The sequence below is a fragment of the Amycolatopsis sp. M39 genome, from assembly GCF_001651785.1.
GTDB lineage: Bacteria > Actinomycetota > Actinomycetes > Mycobacteriales > Pseudonocardiaceae > Amycolatopsis > Amycolatopsis rubida.
In genome coordinates this window covers 441,636-457,840 of record NZ_LWSF01000004.1, presented here as the reverse complement: position 1 = coordinate 457,840, position 16,205 = coordinate 441,636, and the positions used below count along the sequence as shown (strand labels likewise).

14 protein-coding genes are annotated in these 16,205 nt (G+C 70.3%); 7 read left to right on the top strand and 7 right to left on the bottom strand.

Annotation, left to right across the window (positions count from 1 at the left end; translation table 11 throughout):
• Positions 1–78: 78 nt before the first annotated feature.
• Positions 79–561, bottom strand: coding sequence for a DUF3093 domain-containing protein (locus tag A4R44_RS12700; RefSeq protein WP_067579466.1), 483 nt, complete (start codon positions 559–561; stop codon positions 79–81).
• A gap of 24 nt (positions 562–585) precedes the next feature.
• On the opposite strand from A4R44_RS12700, the gene dut reads away from it, so the two are divergent.
• Positions 586–1,089: a dUTP diphosphatase gene (gene dut / locus A4R44_RS12695; RefSeq protein WP_043838363.1), complete on the top strand. Its 504-nt coding sequence runs from the start codon at positions 586–588 to the stop codon at positions 1,087–1,089.
• The gene (locus A4R44_RS12690; RefSeq protein ID WP_067579465.1) at positions 1,089–1,754 is read left to right on the top strand and encodes a DUF3710 domain-containing protein; all 666 of its coding nucleotides are present in this window, start codon (positions 1,089–1,091) and stop codon (positions 1,752–1,754) included. The genes dut and A4R44_RS12690 overlap by 1 nt, the downstream gene beginning before the upstream one ends.
• Positions 1,755–1,817: 63 nt before the next feature.
• Here A4R44_RS12690 and A4R44_RS12685 read toward each other — a convergent pair whose 3' ends face one another.
• Entirely contained in the window at positions 1,818–2,525 is a 708-nt protein-coding gene (locus tag A4R44_RS12685; RefSeq protein WP_095213294.1) for an alpha/beta fold hydrolase, read from the bottom strand.
• Positions 2,526–2,629: 104 nt separating this feature from the next.
• Between A4R44_RS12685 and A4R44_RS12680 the strand changes: the two genes are divergently transcribed.
• Positions 2,630–3,010 (top strand): OB-fold nucleic acid binding domain-containing protein, encoded by a 381-nt coding sequence (locus A4R44_RS12680; RefSeq protein ID WP_067579463.1) that lies wholly within the window; start codon positions 2,630–2,632, stop codon positions 3,008–3,010.
• A 9-nt stretch (positions 3,011–3,019) separates the two neighbouring features.
• A complete protein-coding gene (locus A4R44_RS12675) occupies positions 3,020–3,766 on the top strand; it encodes a DUF3159 domain-containing protein (protein ID WP_067579461.1) in 747 nt (248 codons plus the stop codon).
• Between the two features lie 54 nt (positions 3,767–3,820).
• Here A4R44_RS12675 and A4R44_RS12670 read toward each other — a convergent pair whose 3' ends face one another.
• Entirely contained in the window at positions 3,821–4,477 is a 657-nt protein-coding gene (locus tag A4R44_RS12670; RefSeq protein ID WP_067579459.1) for a TrkA family potassium uptake protein, read from the bottom strand.
• Positions 4,477–5,142: a TrkA family potassium uptake protein gene (locus tag A4R44_RS12665; protein ID WP_067579456.1), complete on the bottom strand. Its 666-nt coding sequence runs from the start codon at positions 5,140–5,142 to the stop codon at positions 4,477–4,479. Before A4R44_RS12665 ends, A4R44_RS12670 begins: the two co-directional genes overlap by 1 nt.
• A gap of 150 nt (positions 5,143–5,292) precedes the next feature.
• Between A4R44_RS12665 and A4R44_RS12660 the strand changes: the two genes are divergently transcribed.
• Together A4R44_RS12660 and A4R44_RS12655 are read left to right on the top strand one after the other, a co-directional pair.
• Positions 5,293–7,350 (top strand): APC family permease, encoded by a 2,058-nt coding sequence (locus A4R44_RS12660; RefSeq protein WP_067579454.1) that lies wholly within the window; start codon positions 5,293–5,295, stop codon positions 7,348–7,350.
• Positions 7,347–8,537 (top strand): class I SAM-dependent RNA methyltransferase, encoded by a 1,191-nt coding sequence (locus tag A4R44_RS12655; RefSeq protein ID WP_067579451.1) that lies wholly within the window; start codon positions 7,347–7,349, stop codon positions 8,535–8,537. The genes A4R44_RS12660 and A4R44_RS12655 overlap by 4 nt, the downstream gene beginning before the upstream one ends.
• A gap of 821 nt (positions 8,538–9,358) precedes the next feature.
• Here the strand turns inward: A4R44_RS12655 and A4R44_RS12650 are convergent.
• Genes A4R44_RS12650 through A4R44_RS12640 form a run of 3 tightly spaced genes read right to left on the bottom strand, consistent with a single transcriptional unit; the run spans position 9,359 to position 13,945 of the window.
• On the bottom strand, positions 9,359–10,912 hold the full coding sequence (locus tag A4R44_RS12650; protein ID WP_067579449.1) for a GMC family oxidoreductase: 1,554 nt from the start codon (positions 10,910–10,912) through the stop codon (positions 9,359–9,361).
• Complete coding sequence (locus A4R44_RS12645; protein ID WP_067579447.1) at positions 10,909–12,435, bottom strand: APC family permease; 1,527 nt, start codon at positions 12,433–12,435, stop codon at positions 10,909–10,911. Before A4R44_RS12645 ends, A4R44_RS12650 begins: the two co-directional genes overlap by 4 nt.
• 40 nt (positions 12,436–12,475) lie before the next feature.
• Positions 12,476–13,945, bottom strand: coding sequence for an aldehyde dehydrogenase family protein (locus A4R44_RS12640; RefSeq protein WP_067579445.1), 1,470 nt, complete (start codon positions 13,943–13,945; stop codon positions 12,476–12,478).
• Between the two features lie 208 nt (positions 13,946–14,153).
• On the opposite strand from A4R44_RS12640, the gene dxs reads away from it, so the two are divergent.
• Positions 14,154–16,070, top strand: a complete 1,917-nt coding sequence (gene dxs / locus A4R44_RS12635; RefSeq protein WP_067579443.1) for a 1-deoxy-D-xylulose-5-phosphate synthase — start codon at positions 14,154–14,156, stop codon at positions 16,068–16,070.
• Positions 16,071–16,205: the final 135 nt, after the last annotated feature.

Sequence of the window (16,205 nt, the reverse complement as noted above, 5' to 3'; positions counted from 1 at the left end):
GCTGGGTGCCTTGATGGTGGGTGCAGCGGCGGCGGTTTGCGGGTGGGGGGTTCCCTCACGAAACCTGAGGCGTGCGGGTCAGGCGTTGCGGAGCAACTCGACCACTCGCTGTGGTTTGCGGGTGCTGAAGAGCCAGTACGGGGTGGGGTCTGCCGGGTCGGTCAGGGTGATGCGGACTGCGGGGCCTACCCAGCCTCGGTGCAGGACGAAGGCGGCGGGGTCGCCGTCGCGGCCCAGGGCGTGGCGTTTGGCGTCGCTTTCCACGACCGTGATCTCGCCGACGTAGCGGAGCGGCAGGTGGGCGTCGCCGACCCAGAGTTCGGGGTCGTCGCCGCTGGTGACCTTGATTTTCGCCCTGCCGAGGGAGAGCAGGAGGGCGGCCATGACCGGCACGGCGATCGCGAGCGGGATCCACATCGGGATGGACGGGTAGCCCAGGTGGACCTCGACGCCCAGCAGGATCGCTCCGGCCATCGGCAGGGGCCAGCCCCACCACGGCAGGTAGAGCCGTTCGGAGTGTGCGACGACGCCCGTCGCGGCGGTGTTCACGCGGTCAGCCACACGGCAAGGGTAGTCTCGCCGCCCGTGTCCAGCGTTCAGGTCCTCCTCCAGCGGCTCGACCCCGAAGTCCCGCCGCCCGCCTATGCCCGGCCCGGCGACGCCGGGGCCGATCTCGTCACCACCTCGGATATCGTGCTCGGACCCGGCGAACGCGGGGTCGTCGGCACCGGGGTCGCGATCGCGCTGCCCGCCGGGTACGCCGGGTTCGTGCACCCTCGCTCGGGGCTCGCGGCGCGCGTCGGATTGTCGGTGGTGAACACTCCCGGCACGATCGACTCGGGCTATCGCGGCGAGATCAAAGTCTGCCTCGTCAATCACGACCCGCGCGAGAAGATCGTGCTGGCGCGCGGCGACCGGATCGCGCAGCTGGTGGTCCAGCGGGTGGAGCACGCGGAGTTCGTCGAGGTCGCCGAACTCGAGACGACCGAACGCGGCGCGGGAGGTTACGGCTCGACCGGCGGGCACGCCACACTGGCACCCGGCGCCGGAGACACCGGCGCGGGCACCGGGGAAGGAACGGAACGATAGTGGGGATTTTCGGACGCAAGCGCCGGTCCGGCGACGACGAGACCGGAGGCGTCGCTTCCCAGCGCGGCGAGAACGCCGAAGCTGACGGCGCCGAGGACGCGCTCGAACCCGAGGACCAGCTGTCGGAGACCGCCGACGGCCCGTTCGACGCCGCCGAAGCCGAAGAAGACGGCATCCCGCGCATCGACCTGGGCTCGGTGCGCGTGCCGGTGCCCGACGGTTCGCAGGTGCAGGTCGAAATGGACCCGGAGGAAGGCGGCGTGCGCGCGGTGCACGTCGTGACCGAAGCCGGGCAGATCACCGTCAGCGCCTACGCGGCCCCGAAGTCCGGCGGCCTGTGGCGCGAGGTGAGCAACGAACTCGCCGACCAGCTCCGCGCGGACGGCGCGAAGGTCAACATCGGCCGAGGAGAGTGGGGCATGGAACTGTCCGCGATCGTCGGCGACGTAGCCCTGCGCTTCGTCGGAGTGGACGGCCCGCGCTGGATGCTGCGCGGTGTGATCGCGGGCCCGCAGTCCACTGCCTCGCAAGCCCCCGAAGTACTGCGGGCGATCGTGCGCCGCACCGTCGTGGACCGAGGCAACTCCCCGATGCCGGTGCGCACCCCGCTCCCCATCACCCTTCCCGACGCGGTCGCCCAGCACATCGCCGAACAACAGGGCTGACCGCTTTCGCTCTCCAGGAGGCCCTCACGGACACCATTGCGTGAGGGCCTCCTCGGCGCATCCTCACAACGCCCGCAAAAACGCCAAAACAGTCGCCCTCCCCAACGCCTCCCGATCCCGCCCCACCGCGGCCAGCGACGTCTCCCCGTACCTCCCCCGGGGCAGCGCCCGAGCCCACTCCCGGGCAACCGAAGCAGGATGAACCGGATCATCCGCGCATCCGCCCACCCCGGCCGGAACCTCCACGCCCCGCAATTCCGCCACCGCCGGCGCGGCCCTCCCCGCCGCCGCCCGCAACCCGGCCTCCAGCCCCTCCCCGTGCCGCCGCCAAGCCCGGCCCAGCTCCTCCGCGAGCCACTCCGGACTCCCCGCCGCGGCCTGTGCCAGCGCCCCGTCCACCCCCGCGGCAGCCACCAGATCCGCGGTAACCGTCGCAGCCAGCGCCGCGGGTGCTTGCCCGGATTCCCCGTTCCAGGCCGGGAGCGCCGCGAGCAGCCCCCCGCAACGCCCGGGATTCGCCACCGCCCACTCCGCCGCGAGCTGCGCCCCGAACGAGATCCCGCCCACCAGCAGCGTCCCGTGCCGGTCGGCGAGACGGTCCAGCTCGGCCAAAAACCCTTCCGCGAGACCTTCCCCGGCACCCGGCGCGGGCGTGATCAGCGGCACGCCCAGCGCGGCGAGCGGCCCGCCGAACACCGAGCGCACGAAGACCTCGTCAGAGCCGGTACCGGGCAGGAGGACAGCGGCCGGGAAACGGATTGCGGACGTCACGTTGCGATCTTGCCCCAAACCCGTTTCCCTGACTGGGACCGCAGCTACGCTGGAACACGCACGGGCCGGACGAAGTCGGGGGCCCCGGAGCACAGGAGCACACCATGTCCGCCAAGGACGGCGGCTACTTCAGCCGGTTGGTTCGCAAGCTGACCAGCGACGTCGAAGACCTCGACGCCGACGAAATGTCCGAGAGGTCGGGTGCCGAAGGCGCGCAGCGCGCCTGCGACTGCCGGTCCGGCGAAGAGGTGACAGTGCTCGGCAGACTGCGCAGCGTCGAGCTGTCGCCGACCGGCGGGCCCGCCTCGCTGCAGGCGGAGCTGTTCGACGGCACGCAGGGCGTGACGCTAATCTGGTTGGGTCGGCGCCGGATTCCCGGCATCGAGCCCGGCCGTACTGTCAAGGTTCGCGGCCGGATGGCCGAACGGGACGGGCAGAAGGTGCTCTACAACCCGTATTACGAACTCCAGAGCCCGGTAGGGTGATCAACTCTCGTGACTGAACCCGCTGCTCCCCGCGACCAGAAGGACGTGCCCGGAAACGGGGACGACGAAGAGCGGCAGCCGACGCTGATGGAGCAGATGGGCGGGGTTTCCGGCCTGTTCTACTCCTCGGTGCCGGTCATCGTCTTCGTCCTGCTGAACGCGTTCTTCGGGCTCACCGTGGCGATCTGGGGCTCGATCGGCAGCGCGGTGGCGATCACCGTCCTGCGCGTCGTGCGCAAGGAGCCGCTGCAGCCGGCCATCTCGGGGTTCTTCGGCGTCGCGATCGCGGCGTTCATCGCGTTCCGCACCGGGTCCGCGAAGGGGTTCTTCCTCTTCGGCATCTGGGCGAGCCTCGCGTACTGCGCCGTGTTCGTGATCTCCGTGCTGGTGCGCTGGCCGCTGGCGGGCGTCGTCTGGAACGCGCTCAACGGCAACGGCACCGCCTGGCGCAAGGACAAGCCGTCGCGCTACGGCTACGACGTCGCGACGCTGGCGATGGCCGTCATCTTCGCCGCCCGGTTCGTGGTGCAGCGCTGGCTGTACGACGGAAACCAGACCGGCTGGCTCGCGTTCGCCAAGATCGCGATGGGCTACCCGCTGTATGCGATCGGACTGCTGGTGGTCGTGTGGGCGGTCCGCCGCTCCGACAAGCGGCTGAAGGCGCTCGCCGAGGAAGAACCGGAGCCGGAAACCGACGCGCAGGTGGAGGCGCGCCTGCGGGAGAAGTACGCGCAGGCGCCGACTCCCGAGACCTGATCCGGCGCACGGAAAAGGGGCGGGCCCGTCGCGGACCCGCCCCTTTTCCGCGGCTCAGTAGCCCAGCGCCGTCCGGATCTCCGGCTCGACGTCCGAGGTCGCGACGAACAGCAGTTCGTCGCCCGCCTCCAGCGGGTCCTCCGGCTGCGGCACGATCACCCGGTCGCCGCGCAGGATGGTCACCAGCGCCGCGTCGCGCGGCAGCGCCAGTTCGCTCACCGGCTTGCCCGCGAGCGGCGTCTCCTCCGGCAGGGTGAGTTCCACCAGGTTCGCCTGCCCCTGCCGGAACGTCATGAGCCGCACCAGATCGCCGACGCTCACCGCCTCCTCGACCATCGCGGCGAGCATCCGCGGGGTCGACACGGCCACGTCGACGCCCCAGGCGTCGGTGAACAGCCATTCGTTGGCCGGGTTGTTCACCCGCGCCACCACGCGCCGCACGGCGAACTCGGTCTTGGCCAGCAGCGACACCACCAGGTTCGCCTTGTCGTCGCCGCTCGCCGCGATCACGACGTCGCAGCGTTCGATGCCCGACTCCTCCAGGATCGACACCTCGCACGCGTCGCCGAGGACCCAGTCGGCCTGCGGAACGGATTCCGGCTCGAACTCGTCGGCGTCGCGCTCGATCAGCATCACCTGGTGGTTGCCGTCGATGAGCTCGGCGGCGATGGACTGCCCGACGGCTCCCGCGCCCGCGATCGCGACCCGCATCAGTTCTCCTCCTCGGGGGCGCGAGCGGCCAGGCTCGTCACGTCTCCGACGGTGCCCGAGCGCGCCGCCACCCACACGTCGTCGTCGGCCTGCACGACGGTTTTCGCGTCCGGCAGCACCGCCGTGCCGAACCGCATCATGAACGCCACGCGCGCGCCGGTGGTCTCCTGCAGTTCGCGCACGCTGCGGCCGACCCAGCCCTCGTGCAGCGGCAGCTGCAGCAGCGCGACGTTGCCGGACGGATCGCGCCACGCGGAAGCGACGCCGTCGGGCAGCAGGGTGCGCAGGAACCGGTCGGTCGTCCACGGCACGGTCGCGACGGTCGGGATGCCCAGCCGTTCGTAGACCGCGGCGCGCTTGTGGTCGTAGATGCGCGCGACCACGTGCTCGACGCCGAAGTTCTCGCGCGCGACCCGCGCGGAAATGATGTTGGAATTGTCGCCGCTCGACACGGCCGCGAAAGCGCCCGCGCGCTCGATCCCGGCCTCGACGAGCACCCGGCGGTCGAAGCCCGCCCCGACGACCTGCTGGCCGTGGAAGTCGCTGCCCAGCCTGCGGAACGCCTGCTGGTTCTTGTCGATGACGGCCACGTCGTGGCCGAGCCGCTCCAGCGCCGCGGCCAGAGACGCGCCGACGCGGCCGCATCCCATGATCACCACGTGCACGCTTAGCCTCCTCGCAGGGTGCGGATGACCCGGTCGTGGGTACCCTCGGACACCAGCGCCGAACCTACCTTGCGCCGACCCGGTTACCTCCACCGTCCTCCCCTCCACCGCCCTCAGCGGGGGAGCTTCGCTCCGCTGTACATTCTGCAGGTGTCGAAGTTCCCGACAGTGCTGAAGCGGCTGGTCCTAGGACGTCCGTTCCGCAGCGACCGTCTCGCCCACACCTTGTTGCCCAAGCGCATCGCGCTGCCCATTTTCGCCTCCGACGCGCTGTCCAGCGTGGCCTACGCGCCGGAGGAGATCTTCCTGACGCTGAGCGTCGCCGGCCTGTCCGCGTACGCCTTCGCGCCCTGGATCGGCATCGCGGTCGCGCTGGTCATGCTCGTCGTCGTGGCGTCGTACCGGCAGAACGTGCACGCGTACCCGAGCGGCGGCGGCGACTACGAGGTCGCGACGACCAACCTCGGCGGGAAGTTCGGCCTGACGGTGGCGAGCGCGCTGCTGGTCGACTACGTGCTGACCGTCGCGGTGTCCACTTCGTCCGGCGTCGCGAACATCGGCTCGGCGATTCCGTGGGTGGCCAGCCACAAAGTGCTCGCCGCGGTGGTGATCGTCGCCGTGCTGACCGCCCTCAATCTGCGCGGCGTGCGCGAATCGGGCAAAGCGTTCGCCATTCCCACCTACGGTTTCATCATCGGCATTCTGGTGATGGTCGTCTGGGGCCTGTTCCGGACTTTCACCGGCACCGAGATGCGCGCCGAGAGCGCCGGATTCACGCTGCACGAGGAAGGCAACTGGGCCGGCTTCGCGTTCGTGTTCCTGGTCCTGCGGTCGTTCTCGTCCGGCGCGGCGGCGCTGACCGGGGTCGAGGCGATCAGCAACGGCGTGCCCGCGTTCCGCAAGCCGAAGTCCAAGAACGCGGCCACCACACTGCTGCTGATGGGCGTGCTCGCGGTGACCATGCTCGTCGGGATCATCACGCTCGCGGTCGTCACGAAGGTGAACTTCGCCGAGGACCCGGCGCGGCAGCTGGCCGGCGCGCCCGCGGGATACGAGCAGAAGACGATCGTCGCGCAGATCGCGCACGCGGTGTTCGCCGACTTCCCGCCCGCGTTCTACTACATTTCGTTCTCCACCGGCATCATCCTGCTGCTGGCCGCGAACACCGCGTTCAACGGCTTCCCGGTGCTCGGCTCGATCCTCGCCCAGGACCGCTACCTGCCGCGGCAGCTGCACACCCGGGGCGACCGGCTGGCGTTCTCCAACGGCATTCTTTTCCTCGCGATTTTCGCGCTCGTGCTGATCATCGCGTTCGACGCCGAGGTCACCCGGCTGATCCAGCTGTACATCGTGGGCGTGTTCGTGTCGTTCACGGTGAGCCAGGCGGGCATGATCCGGCACTGGAACCGGTTGCTGGCCAAGGAGACCGACGCGGCGGCGCGGCGGCGGATGCGCCGTTCGCAGACGGTGAACGCGATCGGCCTCACCATGACCGGCACCGTGCTGGTGATCGTGCTGATCACCAAGTTCCTGCTCGGCGCGTGGATCGCGATCGCCGCGATGGTGGCGATCTTCGCGCTGATGACCGCGATCCGGAAGCACTACGACCGGGTGTCGGAGGAACTCAAGGACATGGGCGACGCGCCGACCGTGCTGCCCTCGCGCAACCACGCGATCGTGCTGGTGTCCAAGCTGCACCGGCCGGCACTGCGCGCGCTGGCCTACGCCAAGGCGATGCGCCCGGACGTGCTCGAAGCGGTCACGGTCAACGTGGACGACGCCGACACCCGGGCGCTCACCCAGGAATGGGAAGCGCACAAGTTCAAGGTGCCGTTGAAGGTCGTCGAATCGCCGTACCGGGAAATCACGAAACCGGTGCTGGATTACGTGAAGCGGGTCCGCGGCGCCAACCCGCGCGACGTCGTCACGGTGTTCATTCCGGAGTACGTCGTGGGGCACTGGTGGGAGCAGGTGCTGCACAACCAGAGTGCGTTGCGGCTCAAGGGAAGGCTGCTGTTCCAACCCGGTGTGGTCGTGGCGAGCGTGCCGTGGCAGCTGGAGTCGTCGCAGAAGGCGGTCGCGCGGCTGCGCAAGGCCCGCCCGTCCGCCGGTGACGTCCGGCGCGGCTTCACCCCCACTGGACCTGCGCTGCCTCGCCCCGCCGATGCCCCGAAGCCAGCCCCTGCGACTAAGGAATCATCAGAATGACCGAGAGCTGGCTAGGCCGGATCCTGGAACTGGAAGTCGGCCCAGTCGCGCACGGCGGGCACTGTGTGTCGCGTGTGGACGGACGAGTGCTGTTCGTGCGGCACGCGCTGCCCGGCGAACGCGTGCGGGCGGAAGTGACCGAGGACAAAGGCGGCTCGTTCTGCCGCGCCGACGCGATCGAGGTGCTCGGCGGGTCCGAGCACCGGGTGACGCCGCCGTGCCCGCTCGCCGCCCCCGGCGGTTGCGGAGGCTGCGACTGGCAGCACGCCGAGCCGGCCTATCAGCGGGAACTGAAGGCCGCGGTGGTGGCCGAACAGCTGCAGCGGCTCGCCGGGATCACCCGCGACGTGGTCGTGGAACCGCTCGAAGGCGGCCCGCTCGGCTGGCGCAGCCGGGTGCGGCTCGTCGCCGGACGGGACGGCCAAGCCGGGTTGCGGGCGCATCACAGCCACCGCGTCATCCCGATCGACGACTGCCCGATCGCCGTGCCGGGTTCGCTTGACACCGCATTGAGCAAACGCTGGCGGCCGGGCACCGAACTGGAAGTCACCAGTGACGGCGAGAACCATCTCCACCTGCGCGAACTCGCCACGGTGCGCGGACGGACCCAGGGCAAGCAGCTGTCCGGCGGCATGGCGGTCCAGCACGCGGCCGGGCGCGACTGGCGGCTTGACGCGCACGGCTTCTGGCAGGTCCACCCGCGCGCGGCGGACACGCTGGCGGAACTCGTGCGGGAGTGGGCGGACTCGCCGAGCGGCGGGGTGGCCTGGGACCTGTACGCCGGGGTCGGGCTGTTCGCCTCGGTGCTCGCCGAACAGGTCGGCCCGGACGGCCAGGTGCTGGCCATCGAATCCGGCCGGCGCGCGGTCTCCGACGGCGAGCGCAACCTCGCCGATCTGCCGCAGGTCAGCTGGCGTTCCGGACGCGTGGAACACCTCATCGGGGACGCTCCGACGCCGGTCGACGTCGTGGTGCTCGACCCGCCGCGCAAGGGCGCCGGCCGAGCGGTCGTCAACGCGATCGCCGAGGGCGAGCCGGACCGGATCGTCTACGTGGCTTGCGATCCGGCGGCGTTGGCGCGGGATGTGCAGTTCTTTTCCGAGCACGGGTATTCGCTGACGGACCTGCGGGCGTTCGACGCGTTCCCGATGACGCATCACGTGGAGTGCGTCGCGCTGCTGCAGTGACTTTGTCGCGCCCGTTGGACATTTGCCGCCGCGGCTGAAACCAAGCAGCACCCACCCCCTCATCGCGGGCTGGACCTCGGCGGACGGGGGCGAGCCGGTCCGCGCCGGGGAGCGTGATCACGAGGTAGCGCAGGGGGATTCCCGCTGCCGCGATGCCGGTCGGAATGGTGAAGGCCATCGGCTCGCCTTGGCATCGGCGGGGGGGGAGGAACGCCAGCGCGAACNGCTCGCCTTGGCATCGGCGGAGGGTGAGGAACGCCAGCGCGAACGCTCCGGCGCGGGCCAGCCGAAGTCCGAGATCCAGGTCGGGTTCCGCGGTGCCCGGCGGCAGCTGCGGCGGAAGGTAGTGCGCGCTCGGCAGGGCAAGCCCGCCGCCCGCCGCGGCGAGCGCCCCGGCGCACGCGAGCGCCCGATTGCCGCCACGCAAGGAAGTCTGCGTTGCCGGGCCGTGGTTTTCGCCCAGTCCGTTCTCCCTCGCCGGACCAGATGCGGACGGGGAGCTGAATCGGCTTTCGGCAGCTGCCTGCCCCGATTACGTTGCTGTGCAATGGAATCCGCAGTGCGTTCGATGCCTCGCGAAGGTGACCGTTGGTAACGATCCGGTTACTGGAGAACCTTGGCGCTCTCGCTGGCGACTGACCTGATGTGCATCGGAGAAGGTGCACTTCGGCAGTGGCCGGATGACGAGGTGAGGAGTGGACATGATTCTGCGCGAAATGCTGGCAGCGGCGCGTGCTTTGGCGACTGGCCGTCGAACCAGTCTGGCAGCTCAGGACGAGCGGCGGGTGGTGCCCGATCGGACACCACCACCCGCCGCACGCTCAGCCCCGGTCCTCCTTGAGCAGGTCCGCGCACTTCTCGCCGATCGCCATCGTCGTGATGCACGGGTTCACCGTGACGAGGAACGGCATCACCGAAGCGTCGGCCACCCGCAGGCCCTCGACGCCGCGGACGCGCAGCCGCTCGTCCAGCACCGCCTCGGGGTCGCCGTCCGCGCCCATCCGGGCCGTGCACGCCGGGTGGTACACGGTGTTGTGCGTTTTGCGCAGGTAGTCGGCGATCTCGTCGTCGGTTTTGCAGTCGCGGCCCGGCGCGAGTTCCACGCCCGCCCATTCGTCGAGGGCGGGCTGGGCGGCGATCTCGCGGGCGAGCTTCACGCCGTAGGTCATCACGCGCATGTCGTACTCGTCGGTGAAGTACCGCGGGTCGACGCGGGGCTTGTCGCGGAAGTCGCGCGTGCGCAGCCGCACGGTGCCCCGCGATCGGCTGCGCGTCACGTTGGGCGTGAGGCAGAATCCGTTCTCCGTCGTCGGGTAGCCGTGCCGGACGGTGTTCATGTCGAAGGGCACCGAACCGTAGTGGAACATCAGGTCCGGCCGGTCCAGGCCCTCCTCGGTCATGGTGAAGATGCCGATTTCCCACCACTGCGTGGATTCGGTGACCATCGGCTGCAGGGCGTCCCACATCACCAGGCCCTCGGGGTGGTCCTCGAGGTTCGAGCCGACGCCCGGCGAGTCCACGAGCACCTCGACGCCGACCTCGCGCAGGTGCCCGGCGGGCCCGATGCCGGACAGCATCAGCAGTTTCGGCGTGTCGATCGCGCCGGAGCTGACCACGACCTCGCGGCGCGCGGAGATCGTGCTGTGGTGGATGAGATCCGCGTCCAGCACCTCGACGCCGGTGCAGCGGCGGCCGTCGAACAGCAGCCGCTTCGCGCGGGCGCCGGTGCGGATTTCCAGGTTCGGCCGCTTGCCCATGATCGGGTGCAGATAGGACACCGACGCCGAAGACCGGGTGCCGTCCTCGCGGGCGTTGATCTGGAACCAGTTCGCGCCGTGGGTGACGGTCTCGCCGGAGTTGAACTCCGTCGTCGGGATGCCCGCCTGGTCGCACGCGGACAGCAGCGCCGCGCCCGCCGGGTCGTGCGGCGGGACCGACCGGATGGTGACCGGGCCGGAGCGGCCGTGGTGGTCGCCGGGGCCGTCGTTGGTCTCCAGCCTCTTGTACAGCGGGAAGACGTCCGCGGCCGACCAGCCGGGCAGACCCGTCGAGGCCCATTCGTCGAGGTCCTCGGCCGGGGCCCAGAAGGCGATGCACGAGTTGTGCGACGAGCAGCCGCCGAGCACCTTCGCGCGGGCCTGGCGCAGGTAGGAGTTGCCCGCCTCCTGCGGTTCCACCAGGTAGTCCCAGTCGTACCCGGATTCCAGCAGGCCCATCCAGCGGGTCAGCTCCAGCACCTCCGGCACGTCGGTGTCGGACGGCCCGGCCTCGAGGAGGCAGACGGTCACGCCCGGATCCTCCGACAGCCGGGCGGCCACCACCGATCCGGCCGTTCCGCCGCCGACCACCACGTAGTCGAACTCGCTTGCGCTCACCGGGAAACCTCCTCGTCGGGCGCGGGGGCGGCGGCGTGGTCCGCCAGCACCCCGACCTTGTGCCGTTGCACGAACCAGTAATAGGCGAAGCCGCCGGCCGCGAAGACGCCGACGAACAGCACCGAAATCCACTTCAGATACCAGTGGAAGGGCGGGGAAGCGTTGTAGATCTCGGTGCGGGGCCAGGCCAGGTTGATCGTCATCGCGCCGCCCCACAGGATCGCGAGCACGTTCACCGGGAGGCCCCAGCGGCCGAGGGAGAACCGGCCGGCCGGGGTGCCCTCGCGCGGCCAGCGCCCGCGCAGCCTGCGGATCAGCATCGGCACAGTCACGAGGAGGTAGGACAGGTAGATCAGGATGATCGCGAGGCTGGTCACGGCCGAGAAGATCTGCGTGGAGTTGATGTTCAGCACCAGCAGCGCGACCGCGAGCACGCCGATCACGATCGCGGGCAGCACCGGCGTTCCGGTGGTCTTGTTGACCCGTGCCAGTTTCCGGCCGCCGGGCAGCGCGTTGTCCCGGGCCATCGCGAACGCGATCCGGATCGCCGCGGTGTGCACCGCCAGCACGCAGACGGTGATCGCGATGAACACGACGAACAGGAACACGCGTCCGATCGCCGGGCCGAGCGCGTCGGTGAGCACGTACTGCAGGCCGACCGTGCCGAGTTCCGGCGCGGTGATGTTGCCGACCGCCATGAGCGCGAACAGGATGATCAGTCCGCCCAGCACGAAGGAGGCGACCAGCGCGCGCAGGATCGCCTTCGGCGCGTTGCGGTGCGGGTTCAGCGATTCCTCGCCGAGCGAGGCCGCGGTGTCGAAGCCGTACATCACATACGAGGAGGCGATCCCGGCGATCAGGAACGCGCCGAGGTAACCCGACGAATGCCCGGCCTCGGTGCCGTTCGTCTGGGTCACCACCGACGGGCCGCGCACGAAATGGAAGGCGAGGAACACGACCAGCAGCACCGCGAACAGCAACTCGACGAACACGCCCGCGCTGTTGATCCGCGCCATCAGCTTCACGCCGAACGCGTTCACCAGCGTGGTGAACACGATCAGCACGGTGGCCAGCAGCACGCCGTTGGCCGCGTCGCTGGTGCCCGTGCCGTCGCCGATGAACTGGAAGAACGACGTGATCTGCGGCAGTGTCCGCTGATAGGCGAGCGCGGTCGCGGAGATCGAGACGATCGAGGCCAGCAGCATCATCCAGCCGGCCATCCACGCGATGTGCGGGTTGCTGAGCTTCTTCGCCCAGTTGTAGACCGATCCGGCGACCGGGTACTGCGCGGCCAGCTCGGCGAAGCAGAGAGCCACCATCAGCTGCCCGGCGAACACCGCGGGCCAGGACCACCAGTACGCCGGGCCGCCCTCGGACAGGCCGAGGTAGGACAGCTGGAACACCCCGGTGAGCACCGAGATGTAGCTGATGCCGGCAGCGAAGGTGTGGAAACTGCCGAGCGTTCTCTTGAGCTGGTTGGTGTAGCCGAATTCGCCGAGTTCGCGATCGCCGGTGTCGCTCAAGGGCAGGAGATCCTTTCGGTGGGGGGTGGGGGGAGGGGGATCAGCCGGAGAACCAGTGCTGGGGACCGGGCTTCAGGTTCTGGTGGATGTGCTTGACCTCGGTGTATTCCGCCAGCCCGGACGGGCCGAGCTCGCGGCCGAAACCGGACTGCTTGTAGCCGCCCCATTCGGCCTGCGGCAGGTACGGGTGGTAGTCGTTGATCCACACCGTCCCGTGCCGGAGCCGGTTCGCGACGCGCTGGGCACGGGCGGCGTCCTGGGTGAACACGCCGCCGGCCAGGCCGTAGTGGGTGTCGTTGGCGATGCGGACCGCGTCGTCCTCGTCGGTGAACGTCTCCACGGTCAGGACCGGGCCGAAGGACTCCTCGACCACCGCGGTGCTGCCCTGCTGGACGTTGTCGAGAATCGTCGGCAGGTAGTAGAAGCCGTCCTGCAGCGCCGGGTCGTCCGGACGCTTGCCGCCGGTTCGCAGCACTGCGCCCTCTTCGATGGCGGTGGCGACGTAGCGCTCCACCTTCTCGCGGTGCGCGGCGGAGATGAGCGGGCCGGTCTCGGCGTTCTCGTCGAACGGCCCGCCGAGGCGGATCCGCTCCGCGCGGCGCACCAGCTCGTCGACGAACTCGTCGTGCCATTCCCGCTGGATGATCAGCCGGGCGCCGGCCGAGCAAACCTGCCCGGAGTGCAGGAACACCGCGGTGAGCGCGTAGTCGACAGCTGTCTCGAAGTCCGCGTCGGCGAACACGACGTTCGGGTTCTTCCCGCCGAGTTCGAGCGCGACCTTCTTCACCGTCGCCGCCGCATTCGCCGCGATCACCCGTCCGGTGGCCAGCCCGCCGGTGAACGACACGAGGTCGACGTCCGGGTGCTCCGACAGCGGCGCACCGGCCGACGGACCCGCGCCGAGCACGAGGTTCGCCACCCCGCCGGGCAGTCCGGCCTCGGCGAGCAGCCGCATGAACAGGATCGAGGTGTGCGGCGTCAGCTCGCTCGGCTTGAGCACGAAGGTGTTGCCCGCGGCCAGCGCCGGGGCGATCTTCCACACCGTCTGCAACAGCGGGTAGTTCCACGGGGTGATGAGCCCGCACACGCCGACCGGTTCGTGCAAGATCCGGCTGAACGAATCCGCGCTGCCGGTGTCCACGACCCGGCCCGCGTCGTTGCCCGCGAGCTTGCCGAAGTAGCGCAGGCAAGCCGCGATGTCGCTCATGTCGTAACGGCTTTCGACCAGGCGTTTGCCGGTGTCCAGCGATTCGGCGCGGGAGAACTCCTCGGCGTCGCGGTCGAGCAGGTCGGCCGCGCGCAGCAGCAGGTTGCCGCGTTCGCCGGCCGGGGTGCCGGGCCACGGGCCGGTGTCGAATGCCCGGCGCGCCGCGGCGATGGCGGCCTCGGTGTCTTCCGAGGTCGCTTCGGCGACCTCGGCGACCAGGCTGCCGTCCGCGGGACACCGGATCTCGCGTCGCCCGCCTGCGCGCGCGTCCACCCATTCGCCGCCGATGTACAAGTCCGCCATGGGGTCCTCTCGAGCTCGGGGTCCGTCCGGGATTATCACGGCCACGCGGGGTGACCGCGACTTGACCGGCCGGGCTGGTGATCTTCCCCGCTCGTGGAGTTGCGTTCCGGCCGCAGCTGTGATTCGGGACGCGGGCGGCCGGACCGAGGTGGCGGCCGTCCGTAGACTGGCCGGAACCGGCGGCGGAAGAAACGGACGGGGTGGAGCGGTGACCATGCTGGACTCGGTGCACGGACCGGCGGACCTGAAGCGCATGAGCGTCGAGGACCTCGGGGAGCTGGCGGCCGAGATCAGGGACTTCCTCGTGGACAAGGTCCGCCGCAGCGGCGGGCACCTCGGTCCCAACCTCGGCGTCGTCGAGCTGACGCTGGCGCTGCACCGCGTGTTCGATTCGCCGCGCGACGCGATCGTGTGGGACGTCGGGCACCAGGCGTACGTGCACAAGATCGTCACCGGGCGGCACGAGGGCTTCGGCAAGCTTCGCCAGCAGGGCGGGCCTGCCGGGTACCCGTGCCGCGGCGAGAGCGAGCACGACCTGGTGGAGAACAGCCACGCGTCCACCGCGCTGTCCTATGTGGACGGAATGGCGAAGGCGTTCGAGCTGTCCGGCGGCCCGCGCAGGCACGCGATCGCGGTGGTCGGCGACGGCGCGCTCACCGGCGGCATGTGCTGGGAGGCGCTCAACAACATCGCCGGGCGCAAGGACCGCCCGGTCGTGATCGTGGTCAACGACAACGGCCGGTCGTACTCGCCGACCATCGGCGGGATGGCCGACCACCTGGCGTCGCTGCGGCTGCAGCCGGGCTACGAGCGGCTGCTGGACGGCGGGCGCGAGCTGCTGCGCAGCACCCCGGTGGTGGGCAAGCCGATCTACGCCGCGTTGCACGCGGCCAAGGCGGGCATCAAGGACGCGCTGAGCCCGCAGGTGATGTTCTCCGACCTCGGCCTGAAGTACCTCGGCCCGGTCGACGGCCACGACCTGGTCGCGCTGGAGAAGGCGTTCCAGAGCGCGCGGGCGTTCGGCGGTTCCGTGATCGTGCACGTGGTCACCGAGAAGGGCCACGGCTACGCGCCCGCGGTGAACCACCAGGCCGACCAGATGCACCAGACCGACCCGATCGATCCGGAGACCGGCCTGCCGCCGGTGAAGGGCCCCAGCTGGACCGGAGTGTTCGGCGACGAGCTGGCGAAGATCGGCGAGGAGCGCGAGGACGTCGTGGCGATCACCGCCGCGATGCTGCGCTCGACCGGGCTGGAGAAGTTCTCCGAGCGGTTCCCGGACCGCTGGTTCGACGTCGGCATCGCCGAACAGCACGCGGTGACGTCCGCGGCGGGCCTCGCGATGGGCGGCTGCCACCCGGTCGTCGCGCTGTACTCGACCTTCCTGAACCGGGCGTTCGACCAGGTCCTGATGGATGTCGCGCTGCACCGCCAGCCGGTCACGTTCGTGCTGGACCGCGCGGGCATCACCGGCCCGGACGGCCCGAGCCACCACGGCATGTGGGACCTTTCGCTGCTGGGCATGGTGCCGGGCATGCGGGTGGCCGCGCCGCGCGACCCGGGAACGCTGCGCGAGGAACTGCGCGAAGCGGTCGCGGTACAGGACGGCCCGACCGCGCTGCGCTTCTCGAAGGGCAGCGTCGGCCCGGACGTGCCCGCGGTGGAACGCATCGGCACAGTCGACCTGCTGCGCCGGCCCTCGGGTTCGACGGACGTGCTGCTGGTCGCGGTGGGTCCGTTCGCGCAGCTGGCACTGTCGGCCGCGGACCGCTTGGCCGACCAGGGCATCGGCGTGACGGTCGCCGACCCGCGCTGGGTGGTGCCGGTGCCCGCGGAGCTGGTCGCACTGGCGGAGCAGCACAAACTCGTGGTGACGGTCGAGGACAGCGGCCGCCACGGCGGCTTCGGCTCGGCATTGGCGGCGGTGCTGCGGGACGCCGAGTGCGATGTCCCGCTGCGCGACCTCGCAGTGCCGCAGGCGTTCCACGACCACGGAACCCGCGCCGAGGTGCTGGACCGGATCGGCCTGACCGCCCAGGACGTGGCGCGGCGGATCACGGAGTGGGCTTCGGGACGGCTGGGCGCCGATGTGGAGGAGACCGCGGGGGAGAAGCCGCGCGCCTGAGCGGCCGGGGATGAAGCCGTGCGCCTGAGCGGGAGTGGGCTCCGGGTCGGCTGGCCTTCGAGGCGGAGGAGACCGCGGGGGAGAAGCCGCGGACCTGAGCGGCAATGGCCGGGCGATGAAGCCGTGCGCCTGAGC